The organism is Alphaproteobacteria bacterium PA2 (genome assembly GCA_002256425.1).
GTDB lineage: Bacteria > Pseudomonadota > Alphaproteobacteria > Caulobacterales > Caulobacteraceae > Phenylobacterium.
Genome location: NKIZ01000001.1, coordinates 2,264,814 through 2,283,435, shown reverse-complemented (window position 1 = coordinate 2,283,435; position 18,622 = coordinate 2,264,814). Strand labels below are relative to the sequence as shown.

The window sequence follows — 18,622 nt, the reverse complement described above, 5'->3', positions numbered from 1 at the left end:
TCAAAACTATCCACAGGAAAGCTCAATTTGTGCTGTCTTTGTACCCCGTATGTCCGGTCGGCGGCTGCGAGAGCCCACAGGTTTAATCACTCTGCGACAATCAACCTGGTCCATCAATAGGGCGCGACAACCCGCCGCATTTCCGAAAGGGTCTCGCTCGCGCTTGGCAAACCCGGGCCTGCGGCATGCCCGGCATCTATTGTTCAGCGCATCCGGTCGGCTATGCGATCCTGGAGCAAGGTGGTGCCGCTTAGGTGACTCGAACACCTGACCCCATCATTACGAATGATGTGCTCTACCAGCTGAGCTAAAGCGGCTTAATCCCTGCCAGTCCCATACAAACTTCGCCCCACCGGATCGAGCTTTTTGTAACCAAATCGGCATTTTGCAGTCGCCGGCCAGGCCCGAATGTCAGTGATGGCTTTGCAAGGCGCCAATTGGGTCAAGAAGTGCATCGCCTCAGCCTGCTCCTGCAGATGTCCCACCGGGAATCTGTAGACCGGGGACAGGTATAGGGCACACACATGCAGGACGGAATGGGGCAGCCCTCTCAGCATCTCCAACGCCGAGGCTCGGAAGTGCCCCGCAAGTAAATCTTAGCAGATCACGCCGATAGAGTTTGGCTGCGTCGGCAATCAGAAGTGTGAAGTCGGCTTTGACGTCCGAAGCGTGGAGCGGCGTCTATTTTTAGTGGATCGATCTATGGTCATACCAGGACACGAAGAGCCCTATCCGGCGCAGGACAGACTGGTTGATCAGGCCGTGGGCAAGCGTGTCCGTGACCACAGGCGGGCGCTAGGCCTCTCCCAGCGGACTTTGGCGGCGCATCTGGGTGTCGCATTCCAGCAGGTCCAGAAGTACGAAGGGGGCGTCAATCGTATGTCCGCCTCAATGCTTGTCCGGGCTGCCGAAATGCTGAAGACGACCGTGTCGGACCTGGTTGGCGAGTTTCCGCACGAAAGTCGAGGCGCAGCGGCGCTGGCAAGGGCAGTCGGGGCAGAGGGCGCGGGCGAGCTTCTCAGCCTATACAGACGTCTTCCTGCCCCTGAGCGCAATGCCGTTCGAGCCCTTGTGCATGCGCTTGCTGGCGATTGATCACGTGTGGCTTGCTAGGCCGCAGGCCTTCAATCCAGAGATACCCACATCGGCGTATTCATGGTCAGCCTGTCCTGAGCGGGTACGCATAATGGCCTCGCGCCAGGTTTAATGGCTAGGCGTGGCAGAACGCTTGAGGCCGGTGGCGTCTGGTGAAGCAGTCAAATCCTCGACGGCAAAGTTCCGATCACCCATTCCCGATCGTCGCAATGGGCCTCTTACGGGTGGCGTCGATCTCCTGGCACAAATCGGCAAGGCTTCTTTCTGTCGGTCTGCGGAAGTGATACTGAGGCCACATTTCGGTTCACAGTCGATTGTGGATGAATTGGGGATAGAAGGCGCTAGCCCCTTGGCCTGTGGATGAAATGCCAAGGCGTATTTCAAGGAATTTCCACTGGCGCGGCGCTTTCCGCCCTTGTGATCAATGGTTGGCATAGGGCGACAAGGAGTTGTCGTCATGCATGCTGAGCGCCGTCTGCCGTTGCATCGAAGTCCGGCAATGGATTGGTCGCAACTTGACCCTGGCGGAGTTGGCCAGTTGGGCGCCGATGACGCCCCTCATTGTCAGCAAGTTCGATCTCCGACCGTGCATCGAGCGCACTGTTGGCGCTAGTTGCCTGTTCTGCACAGTTTCAGGGCTGAGCCCAGACCTTGAATGGAAGCTTCCACATCGACAGTGTTAAAGGCCCTTGAAACGTCATCCATGATCACTTGAGAATTTGACATTGGTTGCGATGATGGTGACTGCAGGCGAGAGTAGTAAGTCAGGACTCACCCATGACCAAAAAGGCGCGAGATGATTCCTACTCACAAGAAGATCACGTCATAGACGAGGCCGTGGGCGGACGAGTGCGGGAACGCCGCCTGGCCATGCGGATTTCGCAGATTGCGCTGGCGGCCCACCTCGGCGTCACCGTCCAGCAGGTTCAAAAATACGAAAAGGGGCGGAACCGGATCTCGGCCTCAATGCTGGTCTACAGCGCAAATCTGCTGAAAACCACAGTGTCCGACTTGATCGGTGAGGCGCCGAAGGTGACGCGCGGCTCAAAGGAGTTGGACAAGACCTTGAAGGTCGAAGGCGCGCAAGAGCTCCTCAGCCTCTATCAGAAGCTCTCGGATCCAGAGCGAAACGCTGTTCGAGCGCTCGCGCAAGCGCTGGCTGGTGAAGCCCAGTCAGATGTCTTCTGAACTTCCCAAGACAATATCATCTATCTGGCGCCCAACCCCTTCAGACTATTCCAAACTAGCGTTGAAATAGAAACCACGAGACAGTTTGGCCCAATCGGGCTGTTCCCGAGCCTGGATTGCCTTGGAGATCCATGGGTCGCCGTCCCGATGGTGCTCCTCCTAAGGCTTGTATTTTCTGTTCTTTCTTTTCAATCCTGAAATCGCTCGGGAAGGGGGCGTGTGGCGTCAAGGCAAATCTATTGACGCGCAAGGCAGCCCACTGCGCCCCGAATTGAGACAGCAGGGGAGCCATGTCTGATGGTCAGCGGCGGATTTCTTGGCCACAGTCAGAAATGATCGTTTCTGCATGCCCTGCAGCATGAAAGGGCCAACGAAACTCACCCATTTTGGAGTTTGTTCCAGGTGCCAATCAACGTCGTCTTCTCTGATCCGACAGGTCGATATACCAGTCAATCCAGCCTGTTAGTCCGGAACTTTGAAGCGGCATGGGCTATGTGGGCTTCCTATCTGGCGCCTTCCGACGCGTCGATCGAAGTCGATTTTCATCTTGTCAGCAACAATGCGAACCGCGGGGGAGGGAGGTCCCTTAGCTCCGTCGCTGAGGTCACATCGAGCGCTGGCACCATAGCCGCGCAAGGCGCGGCCTATGAGCTGCGAACCGGTATAGATCCAAACGGGGCTGTCGCGGACATTGAGGTGTTCTTCGATGTCGACTTCATGTCGACGTGGTACTGGATCGATCCACTGGACGGGTCAAAGACGCCGAGCGGCAAGAACAACCTGGTTGACGTGATCGCCCATGAATTGGGTCACGCCCTAGGCTTCAACGGGTTCATCAACCAGACCACCTATGTAAAACCCCAATACATATCGCGCTTTGATCAACTCATTGAGGTGCGCGATGGCGCACCCTTCTTTACTGGCGAAAAGGCGGTGGCCATCTATGGCGGGGCCGTCCCGATCACCCCGGGCAATGTGTTCCATGTGGGTTCGAGTCCGAACTTCCGCATGGATACCGACCTGATGAATGGCCTGGTCCTGACGACAGGGTACAGGTACGCCATCAGTGCCCTCGACGTCGCGATACTGAGTGACACGGGTGTCGCAACGGTCCTGTCAGACAAGTTGATCGGGTCTGGACAGGCCGACAGGATGTATGGCGGCGCGGGAGACGATGTCATCACCAGCTTCGGCGGAAATGACACCGTCAATGGCGGAGAAGGTATCGATACGGCCGTCTATTCGGGCGCTTCGACCGCCTACACCTGGACAAAGCAGGCAAGCGGAGCCTGGCTGATCACCGACAGTCAGGCAGGCCGGGACGGTGTGGACACCGTGACGAGTATTGAGCTTCTCAAGTTTTCCGATCGTACGGTGACGCTCGAAATCTCCCTGCCTGCGGTCGTTCAAGCCGCCTACAGCGCCATTTTGCGGTCTGACTCTTCATCGAGCACCAATGCCTTTGCATCAGACCTGCAGTTGAAACTTGCAGCTGGGACATCGACAACCGCCGCTGCAATTCAGGAGGTCATCAAGACCGCCGACAACACGACCTCGGTAGCGACGCTCGCCTATCAGTTCTTCACCGGAGCGACGCCTGGGGCGGCGGGGATGGACTATCTGGTGTCGCCGACGGGGCCGAACGCCAACAATCTGAACTCGGCCTACTATCAGAGCTTCAGCCTTGAGAACCGCTACATCAATTTTGCGGTCAATCTCGGGAAGGCCGGGGCGGGCCAGGCGTCCTTCCAGGCCGGTTATGGATCACTGTCCTTGGGCGATGCTCTGAGCAAGGCCTATGCGACCATATTTGGATCCACGCCGTCGGCCGGCAAGGTCGATCTCCTGGTGAATGGCATGGTGCCCGATGGTCTTGGGGGAACAGAGACTCGGGCCCAGTACTTCGCCTTCTATGGTCAGGATGGCCTGAATGGCCTGGGCACCAAGGCCGCCATGGTCGGGTGGTTGCTGGGAGAAGCGGTCAAGGCTGACCTCGGCTCCTATGCCTTGGCCAATGACGCCTTCCTCACCGCCATAGCCAATGGAACCACTACCTATGGCGTAAATCTCATCGGCCAGTTCGATAACCCGTCCTATCGCTATGTCAGCGGGTAGGGGGCGGGGGCTTTGGCGAACCAGAAAAAGGCGCTCGACCTATGCGTCATTGCCCCCAGCAGGCGCCAGTTGGTTGGGTGCGCGCAAGAGCCCTAGAAACGGCCCCTCTTCGCAACTTAACATTGCGCGATGAGCTGCGTGCGGGTAGTGGATTTCCTACTGACATCGGAGGCGTTCAGGCTAGCGTCGACCTGAAACCGTCGGAGTCTGCATGCCTACGATTACCACTACCGCCGTCCGGGCGGGCGACTTCGTCAACTCTGTAGGCGTCAATACCCATCTTCTTTTCGCTGGTTACAGCTACCTCGTCCCCGGCGTTGCGTTGTCGGCAGTCAAATATCTGGGCGTAAAGAATGTCCGCGACACACCCTTCGGTTCGACCGACCTAAGCCAAAACGGCTTTTGGGCTACGTTTGCGCGCGATGCAGACATAAAGTTCGACTTTGTCATTCCCCCCGGCAGCGATAACGACGTCAAAGACATACTGAGGCAGATTAAGGCGCTAATCTCTCTCGGCATTGTCAATCTAATTGAAGGCTCAAACGAACCGAACGGCGACTACGGCGCCTTGGTCGGCGCCACCCCTGCAACTGTAACGGGTTACCAGGGCGAGCTCTATGCTATTGGTAAGGCGAGCGGCGTCCCCGTCATAAACATGAGCATCCTGCCGTACTCCTATACGGTCTATAACTACGCGGGAAACCTGACGGCCATCAGCGACTACGCAAACGCCCACCCCTATCTGATAAACGGTCAGACACCCCTCGAAGTCATGCGGCCCATCATCCCGGCTGCACAGATTGCTGCAAATCGGCCGGTAATATTCACCGAGTTCGGACTGCAAAACTATAATCTATCGAGCGACCTGGTAGATGAGACTGTCCGTGCGAAGACTCTGTTGGCAGGTCTTCTGGACGCATTCCAACTTGGCGTCGTCAAGACCTACATCTACGAACTTCTCGATGATCACGCCAACAGCGCTGATCGCGAAGACAATTTTGGACTATTCACCGCTGATGGGACGCCAAAAATCTCGGCGAGAGCAATTCACAACCTTTTATACCTGCTCAACGACAAGCCCAGCGTATTGTCACCCATGTCCCTATCGGTAGATTTAAGCGGTCTCACGGCTGACGACCACTACCAACTATTCCAGAATGCTGATGGATCCTACTGGTTGGCCCTCTGGAACGAGGTTCGCGCCTACGGCCCCAACTCCCTGACGCTCACGAATGTACCTGCCCACAATGTGTCACTACGGTTCGGCAGCGCGTTGGATGTGGCGGTTTTTGATCCTCTTGTCGGTACCCAGTCGATCTCCACAACAAGCAAGACCACGACCGTAAACATTGCGGTACCGGACCATCCCATCTTGGTGCGTATTGGGTCGAGTTTGTCCACTGGCGATTTAACACCAGCAGCTCAATCCCTTCAGGCCGCAGCGCTGAATGTAACGCGTTGGGCAGACGCATCGTTTGCCGCCCCACTGGTGAGCGCGGTCAACAACGGAACCCAATCTGCGGACGCAGCTCTTCATCAAATCCTCATCCGTGCTCAATCGGCCACGTCTGTGGCAACGCTGGCCTACCAGTTCTTCACCGGATCTACGCCTGGGGCCGGGGGCATGGACTATCTGGTCTCGCCGACGGGGCCGAACGCCAACAATCTGAACTCGGCCTACTATCAGAGCTTCAGCCTTGAGAACCGCTACATCAATTTTGCGGTCAATCTTGGCAAGGCCGGGGCCGGCCAGGCGTCCTTCCAGGCCGGTTATGGATCCCTGTCCTTGGGCGATGCTCTGAGCAAGGCCTATGCGACCATATTCGGATCCACGCCGTCGGCCGGCAAGATTGCTCTCCTGCTGAATGGTATGGTGCCCGATGGTCTAGGGGGAACGGAGACGAGGGCCCAGTACTTTGCCTTCTACGGCCAGGATGGGCTGAATGGCCTTGGCACCAAGGCCGCCATGGTCGGCTGGCTGCTGGGAGAGGCGGTCAAGGCAGACATCGGAGACTATGCGCTGTCCAATGACGCCTTCCTCACCGCCATAGCCAATGGAACAACCACCTATGGCGTCGATCTCATCGGGCAGTACAACAAGCCTTCCTACCACTACATCAGCGGGTAGGGGCGGGCTGCAGGGAGCTCAATTTCTGCCGCCAAGGACGCCTTGAATGCGGAGTTTGCGCAAATGGGGACTTTAGAAAGTGGAAGCCCGGAATTGCATTTTCCAACCCAAACAATAGGAAACAGATGTCCAGTCCATTCAAATACCAGGGTCTGAACCTTACGGGCTGGAGCAAGACAGCTTGGGCCGATCACAGTCTGGTCGATTTGGCCTTGGCTTACATCAAGAGCACGGGTGCGAACTTTGTCCCGGTGGATTGGCCCGTCAATTTCAAGAATGATGGCTCCATTGTCCCCGCTGCTGATGCTGCGTCCCAAACGCCGAATTTTGCAGACCTGTCTTATGTCGTATCTGCCGCCCATGATTTGGGATTGAAGGTCTTCCTCAAGCCGCATGTGACACTCAGCACCACCGCAGACAACCGCAATACTTGGAACACAGATCTGACGACATTCAGCGCCGATCTGATGTTTCGAGACTGGTCTGGCTATCTCACAAGCCTGGCAAGTTTTGCACAGCAAAGCAGTGTCGAAGGCATTGTCATTGGAACTGAGATGAACTTCATTGACACATCTCATAGGGGCGAGTGGGCTGCGCTCATCGCAAATGTGCGGGCCCAGTTTACGGGTCTCGTAACCTACGACGCCCTCTTCAACCTCAATGCTACAGTCATGGATGTCGGTGACGTCGTCTTCTGGGACCTTTTGGACGCCATCTCGGTTTCGCTCTACGTTCCCTTGAGCCAAAATGACAATGCAAGTGCCGAAGAGCTACTGGCAGCCTGGACCAATAATCCGTTCGGCGACATCAAGGACGTCACCCGGTATCTGAGCGACCTTTCCGTCCGATATGCAAAGCCGGTGATTGCTCTAGAGGGGGGGTATCAAAGTGTATCGGGTGGGCTTTTCAATGTGACCGATATGCCCAGTCCCAACAAGGTCGTGAATACGGCCGTTCAAAACAATGGGCTGGCTGCATATCTGAGCGCCCTGGAAAAGTACGCAGGTGACTGGTTTGCTGGCGTAAGTCTCTGGCAGGTCACCCCCGAGCTAATGACCGCCAGCGCTCTTCAAACCATCTACAACACGCAGGAGTTCAGCAGCTATCAAAAGCCAGCAGCAGCAACGATCACCAACTTTTATACAGGCGTACAAAGCTATCAAATCAAGTCCTATGTTGGAAGCAGTGGTGCAGACATCATCTATGCAGGGACGGGTGTAGACACTGTCTATGCAGGCTCTGGCAGTGATATCGTCGCTTCAGGATCAGGGGCAGACACGATCTACCAAAGCGGATTAACAGGCCCGGTTCCCGCAATGGCTACTTCAGAACTCCGGATTACCGGTATCGGGGGCATTTTGGATGGAGTCGCGCCAAAGATTTCCGTCTTCGTCAATGGCGTAAACATAGGCTCGGGCCAACTCACACCAGTTGAGGCCAATCGAGGAAGTGATGGGCAATCCCTCACAGGTTCGCAGACCCTGATGTTTAATATTCCTTCAGGCATGAATGTTGAGACGCTAAAGGTCACGCTCGACAATGACGAATACAAGGGATCGGGTCAGGATAGAAACTTCATCACCCAGTCCATCGTGCTGGGAGGTGTGGCCCTGTTGGCCACCGATACTACCTATTACCCACTCTTTGATGCACCGCGACCTGGGACCTGGATGCTCTATCAAAGTGGATACATCCAGGTTGGCTTGGCGCCCTATCTGGCTCAGGTCGCCAGTACCAAAGTCGACAATGACAAGATCCGTGGAGGGTCTGGATACGACATCGTCGTCTACGGTGGGCGCTCTGTAGATTTTTCAGTGACCTACAATTCAGACGACACTTGGCTAGTGTCCGATTTGCGCGCGGGCGCGCCAGAGGGCGTCGACCATCTGACCAGTATCGAAATGCTCAGATTCAGTGACAAGGATCTGGTCATTGGCGTTGATCTGCCAACATCGGTCGATACAGCATTCAGGGACATTCTTAGGGCCAGTCCATCTTCTCCATTTGGTCTCCCTACTGGCCAGTCTGTCGCGGCCAAACTTGCAGATGGCTCCAGTTTGTCTGGGATCTTGGGTCAGATAATCAAGACCGCCGACAACACGACATCTGTGGCGACCCTGGCTTATCAGTTCTTCACCGGGGCGACGCCTGGGGCGGCGGGGATGGACTATCTGGTGTCGCCGACGGGGCCGAACGCCAACAATCTGAACTCGGCCTATTACCAGAGCTTCAGCCTTGAGAACCGCTACATCAATTTTGCGGTCAACTTGGGCAAGGCGGGGGCAGGTCAGGCGTCCTTCCAGGCCGGGTATGGATCCCTGTCCCTGGCCGATGCCCTGAGCAAGGCCTATGCGACGATCTTTGGGTCCACGCCGTCGGCCGGCAAGGTCGATCTCCTGCTGAACGGCATGGTGCCCGATGGTCTTGGGGGAACAGAGACGAGGGCCCAGTACTTCGCCTTCTATGGTCAGGATGGCGTGAATGGCCTTGGCACCAAGGCTGCCATGGTCGGTTGGTTGCTGGGGGAGGCGGTCAAGGCTGACCTCGGCTCCTATGCCTTGGCCAATGACGCCTTCCTCACCGCCATAGCCAATGGAACAACTACCTATGGCGTAAATCTCATCGGCCAGTTCGATAACCCGTCCTATCGCTATGTCAGCGGGTAGGGGGCGGGGCGCAAGGCTGAATGAGGGTAGGGCCTAGCCGAGGGTCATCCAGGCGCCTGTGAGACTGCTCATCTTGACACCGACCATGATGACCTGGGCACCATCGTCCAGGGTGATGATCGTATCCGACCCGCTCTGGGCAACCGTATAGGCGGTCCCCAGAACCAGGTTGATGGTGTCGCCCTGACCGCGGTTGAAATCCATGATCCTGTCGATGTCCGCGCCGCGGGCGCTGTGGAAGACGTCGGCGCCGGGGCCGCCATAAAGGGCGTCTACGCCGGCGTCGCCGGACAGGAAGTCATTGCCTGAACTGCCCACGAGGGTGTCGTTGCCGGCGCCCCCCCACAGCCTGTCGCTGCCTTCGCTGCCATTCAGCGTGTCATTGCCCAGATCGCCGAAAATCGTGTCATTGCCCAGGTGACCGTTCAGATTGTTGTTGAGGGCGTTGCCGATGATGACGTCAGCGCCATAGCCGCCAACGGCGTTCTCAATGTCGACGCCCATGGCGATGGCGACATTGCCGAGATATCCGCCGACGTCGGAGAAATGGCCCTGACCAAGGTCGATCAACTGGTTGCTGAAGTATTCGGAGAAATCAAAGGTGTCGTTGCCGCCCGCATCCCACACCGCGAACTGGGCGACGGAGGAGTTGTTGTCGAGCATGTACCAGGGACGGTCGGAATTGGAGTGAAAGCCGTAGGTCGTATTGCCCGTCCGGGTTTTCAGGTTCGGACCGTAGATCAGCTGGGCGGCGGCGATGTCGTCGAGCATGGGGGCGGCCGAAAAGGCCGCTGCGGTACCGCCGGTCTCCTCCTCGAAGAAGTAGCTCATGACCGTATATTGCTGGCTGTCTTCATAATAGACCGCGTCTGCAGCATAGGTCAGCGCGCCGCTGTCGTCGCCATTATAGGGTCCCGGATGCAGGAGGCCGATGGCATGGCCAAGTTCATGGATAAGGGTCAGACCACCATAGTTTCCGACGGTTGGCGCCTGATTGAAACTGTAGGAATTATTGACCCAGACATCGCCTTCAATGGCGGAGAAAGCCGAACTGCCAGGCAGGAAGGCGAAGGCGGAGGCGCCGGCTGCTCCATAGGCATAGTTGCCGAAGAGTATGGTCGCTGAGTTTGAATAGGGGCCAGGGGCGCCGGTGACCCGCACGAAACGGATGTCGGCGACATCTGACCAGGCCTTGAGCGCCAGCTCGGCCTGCGCAATCTGTGCAGCATTGAACCGCGAAAAGCCGCCGACATCCCCCGGCAGGACCGAAGGCGCTGAAGCCCGGTAGGCATAGGTGACGGTGACGCCCTGGCCGAGGTCCGAATTCCAGCCGACGTGATCGCCGGTCAGCTGGCTTGCGGCCTGGCTGATGGTCAGGCTCGGCTTGGAATTTACAACAACCCCTGATCGCTGATCTGCATTCAGATAGGACTGGGGCGTAGCGAGGAGGGGCGTTGCGCCGCCCACTTGCTGCGGAAACATGTCAGGTGCGGTCTTGCTGCTCATGGCCAAAAGCATGCAGCAGCAGGGTAAAATATCGCCTAATGGGTTAGGCAGGCGTCGCGTGCATCCTCAGGGTGGAGACCTATTGTGGTTGAGCTGGACCATATTCCGATCTGGACGGACCGGAGCGATCGCATACTGGCATTCCTCAATGAGCGCCTCGGCATGGGCATTCTCAACGGGTTCTCACCAGGCGGTCAGGTCATAGCCAGGGGCGTTCGCTTCAGGAATGGTCCCTTCCTCGACATCCATCAGCTTGGTCGGGTTTTGCCGGGCTTTGACCGGGCGTTTCACAGATTGGTGGGCCTCGCGGGATCCATCGATCACCTGGAGCGCCTCGGCGATCAGCATGGCTGGAAGAGCAAGACGTCGCGCCGGTCAGACGCAGAGCGCCCGGACCTGGCGCCCCATTGGTCGACCTTGTCCTTTCGGCGGGATCAGGGGCTGATATCCGACATCTTCGTCATTGAGTACGATCTCGAAACCCCCGGTGGGCCCGACTTAGCAGGACCCCTCTATGATCTAGCCGCGCCGGGGGCGGGGGAGGTCGTGCTTGATCGTCTGTGGCTCCCTGTCGACGATGCAGCAGAAGCTCGTTCTACCCTTGAGGCCCTGGGGGCCAGCCCGCTGGGCGCGCGGGCCTCATCCTCGCCCCCTGGAGAGGGCGAGGCGTTCCGTCTTGGGTCAGTAGAAATCGTGACCAGCGCCCCGTGGGGGCCAGACCGGAGCCTGCGTCTTGACCTGAGTCACCCAGGGGGCCTGACCATGGAGGCATCGCCGGTCCCCGGTCTGACTTTTGTAGTGAACGGACTGGACTAGGTCCGCTGCACCACGGACCGGGATGTGATCCTCCTAGAGCAGAACATCTCCTGGCGTCACCGACCCGGCGGCATTGGACAGCAGGATGACGAGATCAGCGACACCATCACCATTGGTGTCACCCAGCAGGGTGACATTGCGCTCGCTCACTTCATAACGCAGCTCGCCGGCCAGCTTGTGGAAGCCTTGAGATCCGATCAGTGTGAAGGCGTCGTCAGCCGCCGTTCCGGCAATGGCGTCCAGGCCCGTAAGGTCGATCTTGTCGCCCTGGGCATGTGAGAAGTCGCTGATCGTCGTCCGGTTCTTGCTGACGCCGCCCTCGAAATCCCCCGTCTTGAACACGAAGACGTCTGCGCCGCCGCCGCCCAGAAGCGTGTTGATCCCGGATCCACCGGCCAGAATGTCACTACCGTCCGCCCCCGAAAGGGTGTCATTGCCGGCGTCGCCGTAGAGGGCGTCATTGCCGGCGGCGCCCAGCAGATAGTCGTTGCCGGCCCCGCCGTGGAACTCATCAGCGCCCTTGCCACCCTTCATGAGGTCGTCACCGGCCGTGCCGTCAAGACGGCCGCCCTTTTCTGTCGCCGCGATGACCTTGATGGTGGAGGCCGCTTCCGGCGTCTTTGAACCGGCGGTCGGCGCCTGGTCCGTGTCGGCTGACTTGCCTGTTTCAGGGGGGGCGTCCGCGGGCGGAGTCTTGGTCGGGACAGTCCCGGTCACAGGCTGGTCCTTGGTTTCGGTCGATCCCCCGGTTTCAGGGTGATCGGTCTTTGCAGGCTCAGCTTTTGTGGGCTCGGTTTTCGTCGGCTCAGCCTTGGTGGGCTCGGTTCCCGCTGTCGGCTGGTCCTTGGTCGGCGTCGATACTCCGGCCTGCGGGGTTTCGGTCTTTACCGGCTCAGTTTTCGTAGGTTCTGTCTTCGGGGGCTCGGTCTTTGTCGGCTCGGTTCCAGTTGCAGGGGGTGCACTGGTGGCCGGACGCTCCGTTTCAGGCGGCTTGGTCGTCGGCGTCTTGCCGTCCACAGTCGCAGAGGTTGAGGGTTTTGAGGTCTCGGTGATCACCTTTACCGCCACACCGGTGATGTCATGCACATCATTGCCGGTCAGGGTGGTCTGGTCTTCTGCAGATTGAAGAACCACGTTCTTGACCTGCTGGATCTCCGAATTGCTCAGGACAACGCCTGTGCTCTTGTAGACGGCGAAGGCGTTGACATCATTGGCGGCATTGCCGTCCAGCGACCCGTGGACCTTCAGGTGGTCAAAGACGATGTTGGAAGACTGGGCGATCTTGAAGGGTACGTCGCCCTTGCTGGCGTCTACGACAAACTCAAGACCCGTAAAGGTCAGGCCCTTGGCATTATTGATCAGCAGGTCCTTCAGGACAGCCGGGCGGCCGGGATCCTGGGAGGTGATGGTCAGGCCCGTTGTCTTGAGCTCGGTAATCCTGAGCCCGGTATAGACACCAGCGGCCAGAGCAATCGTGTCGCCCGCTTGGGCGACTTTCAGCGCCTTGCCAAAGCTGATGGGGCCGTCAACATTGAAGGTTGTCATAGTATGATCTCCATGACCGGAAAATTTGACCTTGCGCAGGCATGGACACGACGTCTGCCTGCGCGTTCGTCATTCCTAGAACACAGGGCCTGTTTGTGTTTCGTGAAGGTGTGTGGTTACCGAATGAGTAGGCATAAGGCTTTCCGTCGTCGGCTTGGGCGTCTTGCGGTGCACAATCAGGCCGTGCCTGCGCCCAGGCCTGCCCGTGAATTCGCTGTCCACATCGGACCTTGCGCACCCCTGGATATTTGCCATTTCGGGATGGCCTGATGACCGCTAGCCTGCCTGGGCTCGCCAGGCCGCTGCCTGGCTGATCTTGAGGATCACCCATGGCCCTTGTGCTGGCCCTGCCGTCCGACAGCCGCGCCCCCTTGCAAAGCTTGGCGCCTGTAAGGGCTATGGGTGCTGGTCTGGTCATGGTGGCGGCACTGTTCTGCCTGCCCGGGGCCACAAGGGCGGCAGACCTCACTCTGGGTCTGCCAATAGACTGCAAGGCGACAAGGGCCTGCCTTGTCCAGAACTATGTTGACCTTGGCGCAGGCGGCCGCGCCCAGGACTATCGCTGCGGCGCCGAAACCTATCAGGGCCACAATGGGGTCGATATCCGCCTGGCGGACATGACCGAGCAGCGTCGGGGCGTAAATGTCCTGGCTGCGGTGCCGGGCACAGTGCTGCGACTACGGGACGGCTCAGCCGATGTGTCCTTCAAGGCGGAAGGCGCGCCCCCGGCCGTCGGCGCAGAGTGTGGCAATGGCGTCATCATCGCCCACCGTGATGGCTGGGAGACACAATACTGTCACATGGCCCGCGGGAGCCTTAAGGTGAAGGTCGGTCAGCAGGTCGCCCGGGGCGCAGTTCTGGGCAAGGTCGGACTGTCGGGTATGACCGAGTTTCCGCACCTGCATCTTAGCGTCCGGCGTCATGGCAAGGTGGTCGATCCCTTTGCGCCAGATCTTGCGCCTGGTCGCTGCAGCCCAATTGCCGGTACCGACCTCTGGGATGACGCCGCAAGGCAAGCCCTCGGCTACCGGACGGGCGCCGTGCTCAATACCGGTTTTTCGAGCACGGTCGTGTCCATGGAGGATGTGGAGTCCGGCCGCACGCCTGCGCCCGGCGCCGCCAGTCCAATTCTGGTGGCTTATGTGCGGGCCATCCACCTGAAGGCCGGAGATGTTCAGCGCCTGACCGTTGCGGCCCCCAACGGGGAAATTCTGGCTTCCAAGGTTCTCACAGCTCTCGACCGGGACCAGGCGCAGACGCTCTCCCTTCTTGGTCTGAGGCGTCCCAGGGCGGGATGGACAAGCGGATCCCATCGCGGAGAGTTTCAGGTGCTCAGGAAGGGGCAGGTCGTGGTGAGCGCAAGTTTTACAGTTCGATTGTGAACGAGCTGGTGGGCTAGGGGCAGGTCAGCTTCGCGGCTTGGTTGTTGTCGGCGGGATGACGCGACCTCGTCGTGCCGACAAGGAGGGAGGAGCTCAGGTCGTTGCCCTTCTGGACGATGTGTTTGCGCATTGCAGGTGTGTGATCTGATTGGAATGTCATTCGCCCTAGGTGACCCAAGAATCTGCACTTCGTCTGGGCGTGTTTTCGCGTTAGGGTATTGTATGGCTCGCGTGCACCTGATGATTTGGGCGCTGATTGCGGTCGGCGGATGTGTCACCACTCCGCCGGATGGGTCTCCGCAGGTGCAGACACCCTCACAGGCCAGGCGGGCTGATCTTCCCAACGCCATTACGGCGCCCCTGCGGGACGTCAATGTCCTGCAGTCAAAAATCCCCGATGTCCTGCTGGCGGCCCTGGAGGATCCATATGCACGGCCGCAGTACATAGACTGCGACTGGATTGTCTATGAGGTCCTGCCGCTGAATGGCGCCCTTGGTCTGGATATGCGCGAGCCGGGCATAGACGATAACACCATGGGGGAGAGGGCCAGCGTAGCCGTGCTGGGCGCCATTGCTGGCGCAACGTCTGGCAATCTTCCCATGCGCTCCTGGGTTCGCATGCTCTCTGGGGCCCAGTTGCACGACAAGCTGATCTCTGCAGCCATCACGGCAGGTCAGATCCGAAGGGCCTATCTGAAGGGCCTGGGAGAGTCCCGGGGGTGTGCGCCCCCGGCGCGGCCCTATCAGCACTAGCTGCTCTTTCTCGGCGTCTGAAGGCATGGCGCCTCGGTCTCACCATTTCATGTTCAGGAGCTCGACAACCAAGGGGTTGCGTCTGGCATGGGAAAGCCAGGGCCATTGTCTAAAGGTTCCGAAAGCGCAGGCCACGCCGCAGGCAATAACGGCAAGGGATCTCACGACCATGACGGCGCTGGAAGGGCCGAGTATGACAGACAGGATCAGCGCAAGGCCCTGCAGAAGGTGGAAGCCTGAAACCAAAACCAGGCCTGTGCGAAGGTAGGGAAGCCGAAGGATGAGGCCTGCACCTGAGAAGGCGTAGATCGAGCCTGCACCGGAAACTGCCGCAAGTACGAGATTGAGAAGGGGAGGAATGATTGACCCAGCGGCACTGGCAAGGACCGCCAGGTGAAGCAGGCAGGTCAGGGCGCTGAGCATTCCGCCCGCCAGCAGCCATCTGTTCAGTCTGTCAGCCACGTCCCGTCCTCCTTTCTTCAAGCCTTGCACTTTTACAAGTCTATGCGGAGTGGGACGATTTGGCGCAAGCCTCAGACCTGATGGCGATGAAGTCTGGAGCGCGCGCGACCCAGCGGATGGCTGGGAGACTCAGTTTAGGGGCAAACCTGTTTGTGACGGTTGGTTCATGGGGGCAATGCACTTTGCGACAATTATGTGTCTGTCTGAGATGGCCATGCAGCCATATGTAACATCTTCGACCGAGCGACTTTTCACGCCTGCAGAGGCCGCGGCGATCTGCGGCCTGAAGCCCTTTGATGTCCAGAACGCCATAGATCGGCGCATTGTAGCGGCTGTCAGGAGAGGCAGGGGGGACCACGCCGGGGATGCCGGCCCACGGAGCGGCGGCCTCTTTGTGAACGCCGAAGGTCTGGTCTGGCTGCAGATATGGCGCAGCATTGGTGAGACCCTCTCCCTGGCCCATCGTCAGAGCCTCTGGGCGGCGCTCTCCGAGGCGCCCCTGGCCAGGTGGGTGCGGATAACCGACCTTTTGATCTTGGATGTGGAGGCGGCCCGCAATCAGGTGACGGCCAGAATGGCAGAACTGGCTGCGGCTGAAGTGGTCATTGCAAGGGGCGAGGGCGATGTGGCTGGAGAGTTCGTGTTCAAGGATACCCAGATTCTGGTCTACCCGACGGTGGCGCGGATCAAGTCAGGCGCCGCGGCTGAAGACATCCTCGAGGGCGAGCCCCGGCTCACCAGGGAGGTGCTGGATCTGGGTCTGCTGTGGGCGACAGCCCATCCCCGGCGGGGTCGACCTACCCTGTTGAGCCGAAAGGCTCAGCGCAATCAATAGTTGATCCGCCAGTTCAAGGGTGCGACTGCACTGAGGGTTACAATGACCGGGCCAGAACAATGCCCTTGCCGCGTCTGAGGCCTGAAGGTCTTCGAGCGACCCCTGCCATGTCCCATGACCTTTCCTTCTGGTGCGCGGGCCTGGTTCCGTGGGCCTTGGGATTGGGCTTTCTGCCGGGCGCCGCGCCAAGTCCGAAGATCGCTTGTCTTCGGGTTCGGGGGGCTCCCGTGAAACCCTCTTGTAACCTCAGAGTGTCCGCAGGTGGATGGGTTGAACGGATTGGCCAGAGACGCTCCAGAATGGCCAGACCCCTGGCGATAAGCAGAGGCGGGCGCATCTGATCGGTGATCAATCCCGGGGACCGACTGCAGCGCCAACGGACTGCGAGCTTGGACCTCATACGGTGGGCGAGGACCATAGGCTGTTACTTGTACAGGCCGTAATCGGCCTCTTAAATTGACTTGTTAGGAACAATGGGCCATATACGGCCTTATGTTGAAGACGCCACAGGAACTGCTTGGCGAGCTCGGCGAAGCCATTCGATCCCGTCGGATAGGGCAGGGCTTATCCCAGCTTGAAGCGGCCGGCCGCGCCGGGGTCGGCCTTCGTACCTGGCGTCGCCTGGAGATCTCGGGTCAGGCGACGATAGAAACCCTTGTCAACGCCGCAATTGTCCTGCGGTGCGAGGAGGGGGTTTCGCAGCTCTTTCCGCCTCTGGCGGCAAGCAGCCTCGACGATCTCCTTGCGCGTCAGGCCGCGACGACCAGGACGAAGCCGCGGTTGCGTGTGTCCCGTCGCGCGAGATCGCAATGACACTGTCGCCGGGCACGCCCCTATCCATCTGGCTGTCCTTTGATCCTTCCCGCCCACGGATCCAGGTCGGGCGCCTCGGCATGGAGGCCGGCCTGGCCCAGCTGGAATGGTCCAGAGAAGTGATAACCAGCAAGCTGCCTGTCGCAGGCTTGCTGTATCCACCCGACGTCGGATTGCTGGCCGCGCGGGGACGCGCCTTCGAGGGCCTGCACGGTTTCCTTGCCGACAGCCTGCCCGAGGGCTGGGGCCATTTCCTGATGCGCAAGCGACTGGCGAAGCTCGGTGTCGACATTGACAGCTTGACGCCGCTGGAGCGCCTTGCCCTGGTTGGCGATCGCGGTCGCGGCGCACTGGTGTTCGAGCCTTCGACCACACCCGCCCTTGACGCTGCGGCTATTGATCTTGACGCCCTGGCCGGGGAAGCCATGGCCCTTCTAGGCGGCGAGGAGGCCCGGCTCGCCGATACACTGGCTGGCCTGGCAGGCGGTTCTGGCGGAGCAAGGCCAAAGGTCCATGTCGGCTTCGATGGCAAGGGGGGTGTCTCGGTCGGTGAGGCGCAGATCCCGCCTGGATACTCAGAATGGCTGGTGAAGTTCCGTGCGCCACAGGATCCCATCGACATTGGCCCCATTGAGGAAGCCTATGCCGCCATGGCCGAGGCGGCGGGCCTCTCCCTGAGCAACCATCGCCTGATCGAGGCCAGGCAGGGGCCCGGCTATTTTGCGACAAAGCGGTTCGACCGGATTGATAGGGGAGGTCGCCTGCACATGATCTCACTGGCCGGCGCCATAGAAGCGCCCTCCAATGTTCCATCCACCAGCTATGACATGTTCCTGCGTGCAACCCGCGCCATGACCCGCCGGACTGTCGACGTGTCGGCGGTCTTTCGCCGGATGGTGTTCAATGTCCTGGCCTCAAACCGCGATGATCACACCCGCCAGCATGCCTATCTGATGAACTCCAGCGGGGAGTGGCGTCTGGCTCCCGCTTATGACCTGACCTACGCCCCTGGTCCTGGGGGCGAGCACTATATGGATATCCTGGGTGAGGGCGCCCGTCCAACCCGCGCCCATGTCGTCGGGCTCGGGGAAAGACACAGCATCCCCACCAGGCAGATTGAACTTGTGGTCGAAGAGGTTCGTGCTGCGGTCGCCGGTTGGCCGAGGTTTGCCAGTGATAACGGCGTCTCCCTTGGGTCAGCCCAGGCTATTGGTGAGGCGCATGCCAGGGTTTGGGCGGATTTCAAGAATTAGCCGCGCTCAGCACGAAGGCCGGGTTTCCGGGAGAAAAGGGCTGATTTCCTGAAAATTCAGTCCAC

Annotated in this window: 14 protein-coding genes and 1 tRNA gene; 11 read left to right on the top strand and 4 right to left on the bottom strand. The window is 59.3% G+C overall.

Going from position 1 to position 18,622, the window contains the following annotated elements; genetic code table 11:
• Nucleotides 1-241 precede the first annotated feature (241 nt).
• Nucleotides 242-317, bottom strand: a tRNA-Thr gene (locus CFE28_10985).
• Between the two features lie 385 nt (nt 318-702).
• Between CFE28_10985 and CFE28_10980 the strand changes: the two genes are divergently transcribed.
• The 5 genes from CFE28_10980 (at nt 703) to CFE28_10960 (ending at nt 9,192) form a co-directional block, all read left to right on the top strand.
• Nucleotides 703-1,095 (top strand): XRE family transcriptional regulator, encoded by a 393-nt coding sequence (locus tag CFE28_10980; protein OYU70465.1) that lies wholly within the window; start codon nt 703-705, stop codon nt 1,093-1,095.
• 777 nt (nt 1,096-1,872) lie between these two features.
• Complete coding sequence (locus CFE28_10975) at nt 1,873-2,283, top strand: transcriptional regulator (GenBank protein ID OYU70464.1); 411 nt, start codon at nt 1,873-1,875, stop codon at nt 2,281-2,283.
• Nucleotides 2,284-2,775: 492 nt separating this feature from the next.
• Complete coding sequence (locus CFE28_10970; GenBank protein ID OYU70463.1) at nt 2,776-4,398, top strand: hypothetical protein; 1,623 nt, start codon at nt 2,776-2,778, stop codon at nt 4,396-4,398.
• 211 nt (nt 4,399-4,609) lie between these two features.
• Nucleotides 4,610-6,526: a hypothetical protein gene (locus CFE28_10965; GenBank protein OYU70462.1), complete on the top strand. Its 1,917-nt coding sequence runs from the start codon at nt 4,610-4,612 to the stop codon at nt 6,524-6,526.
• Between the two features lie 125 nt (nt 6,527-6,651).
• Nucleotides 6,652-9,192 (top strand): hypothetical protein, encoded by a 2,541-nt coding sequence (locus CFE28_10960; GenBank protein ID OYU70461.1) that lies wholly within the window; start codon nt 6,652-6,654, stop codon nt 9,190-9,192.
• A gap of 33 nt (nt 9,193-9,225) precedes the next feature.
• Here the strand turns inward: CFE28_10960 and CFE28_10955 are convergent, their stop codons facing one another.
• The gene (locus tag CFE28_10955) at nt 9,226-10,710 is read right to left on the bottom strand and encodes a serine 3-dehydrogenase (GenBank protein ID OYU70460.1); all 1,485 of its coding nucleotides are present in this window, start codon (nt 10,708-10,710) and stop codon (nt 9,226-9,228) included.
• Nucleotides 10,711-10,782: 72 nt separating this feature from the next.
• Here CFE28_10955 and CFE28_10950 point away from each other — a divergent pair, with 72 nt between their 5' ends.
• Complete coding sequence (locus CFE28_10950) at nt 10,783-11,514, top strand: hypothetical protein (GenBank protein OYU70459.1); 732 nt, start codon at nt 10,783-10,785, stop codon at nt 11,512-11,514.
• Between the two features lie 33 nt (nt 11,515-11,547).
• Here CFE28_10950 and CFE28_10945 read toward each other — a convergent pair whose 3' ends face one another.
• Nucleotides 11,548-12,048: a calcium-binding protein gene (locus CFE28_10945; GenBank protein OYU71674.1), complete on the bottom strand. Its 501-nt coding sequence runs from the start codon at nt 12,046-12,048 to the stop codon at nt 11,548-11,550.
• A gap of 1,409 nt (nt 12,049-13,457) precedes the next feature.
• Between CFE28_10945 and CFE28_10940 the strand changes: the two genes are divergently transcribed.
• Both CFE28_10940 and CFE28_10935 read left to right on the top strand, forming a co-directional pair.
• Nucleotides 13,458-14,441 (top strand): peptidase M23, encoded by a 984-nt coding sequence (locus CFE28_10940; GenBank protein ID OYU71673.1) that lies wholly within the window; start codon nt 13,458-13,460, stop codon nt 14,439-14,441.
• Nucleotides 14,442-14,663: 222 nt separating this feature from the next.
• A complete protein-coding gene (locus tag CFE28_10935) occupies nt 14,664-15,194 on the top strand; it encodes a hypothetical protein (protein OYU70458.1) in 531 nt (176 codons plus the stop codon).
• Nucleotides 15,195-15,233: 39 nt separating this feature from the next.
• Here CFE28_10935 and CFE28_10930 read toward each other — a convergent pair whose 3' ends face one another.
• The gene (locus CFE28_10930) at nt 15,234-15,656 is read right to left on the bottom strand and encodes a hypothetical protein (protein ID OYU70457.1); all 423 of its coding nucleotides are present in this window, start codon (nt 15,654-15,656) and stop codon (nt 15,234-15,236) included.
• A gap of 193 nt (nt 15,657-15,849) precedes the next feature.
• Between CFE28_10930 and CFE28_10925 the strand changes: the two genes are divergently transcribed.
• From CFE28_10925 to CFE28_10915, 3 genes are all read left to right on the top strand, one after another.
• Complete coding sequence (locus CFE28_10925) at nt 15,850-16,491, top strand: hypothetical protein (protein ID OYU70456.1); 642 nt, start codon at nt 15,850-15,852, stop codon at nt 16,489-16,491.
• A gap of 492 nt (nt 16,492-16,983) precedes the next feature.
• Complete coding sequence (locus CFE28_10920; protein OYU70455.1) at nt 16,984-17,304, top strand: DNA-binding protein; 321 nt, start codon at nt 16,984-16,986, stop codon at nt 17,302-17,304.
• Nucleotides 17,301-18,557 carry a phosphatidylinositol kinase gene (locus CFE28_10915; GenBank protein OYU70454.1) on the top strand — a complete coding sequence of 419 codons (1,257 nt, stop codon included), beginning with the start codon at nt 17,301-17,303 and terminating at the stop codon, nt 18,555-18,557. The genes CFE28_10920 and CFE28_10915 overlap by 4 nt, the downstream gene beginning before the upstream one ends.
• Nucleotides 18,558-18,622 lie beyond the last annotated feature (65 nt).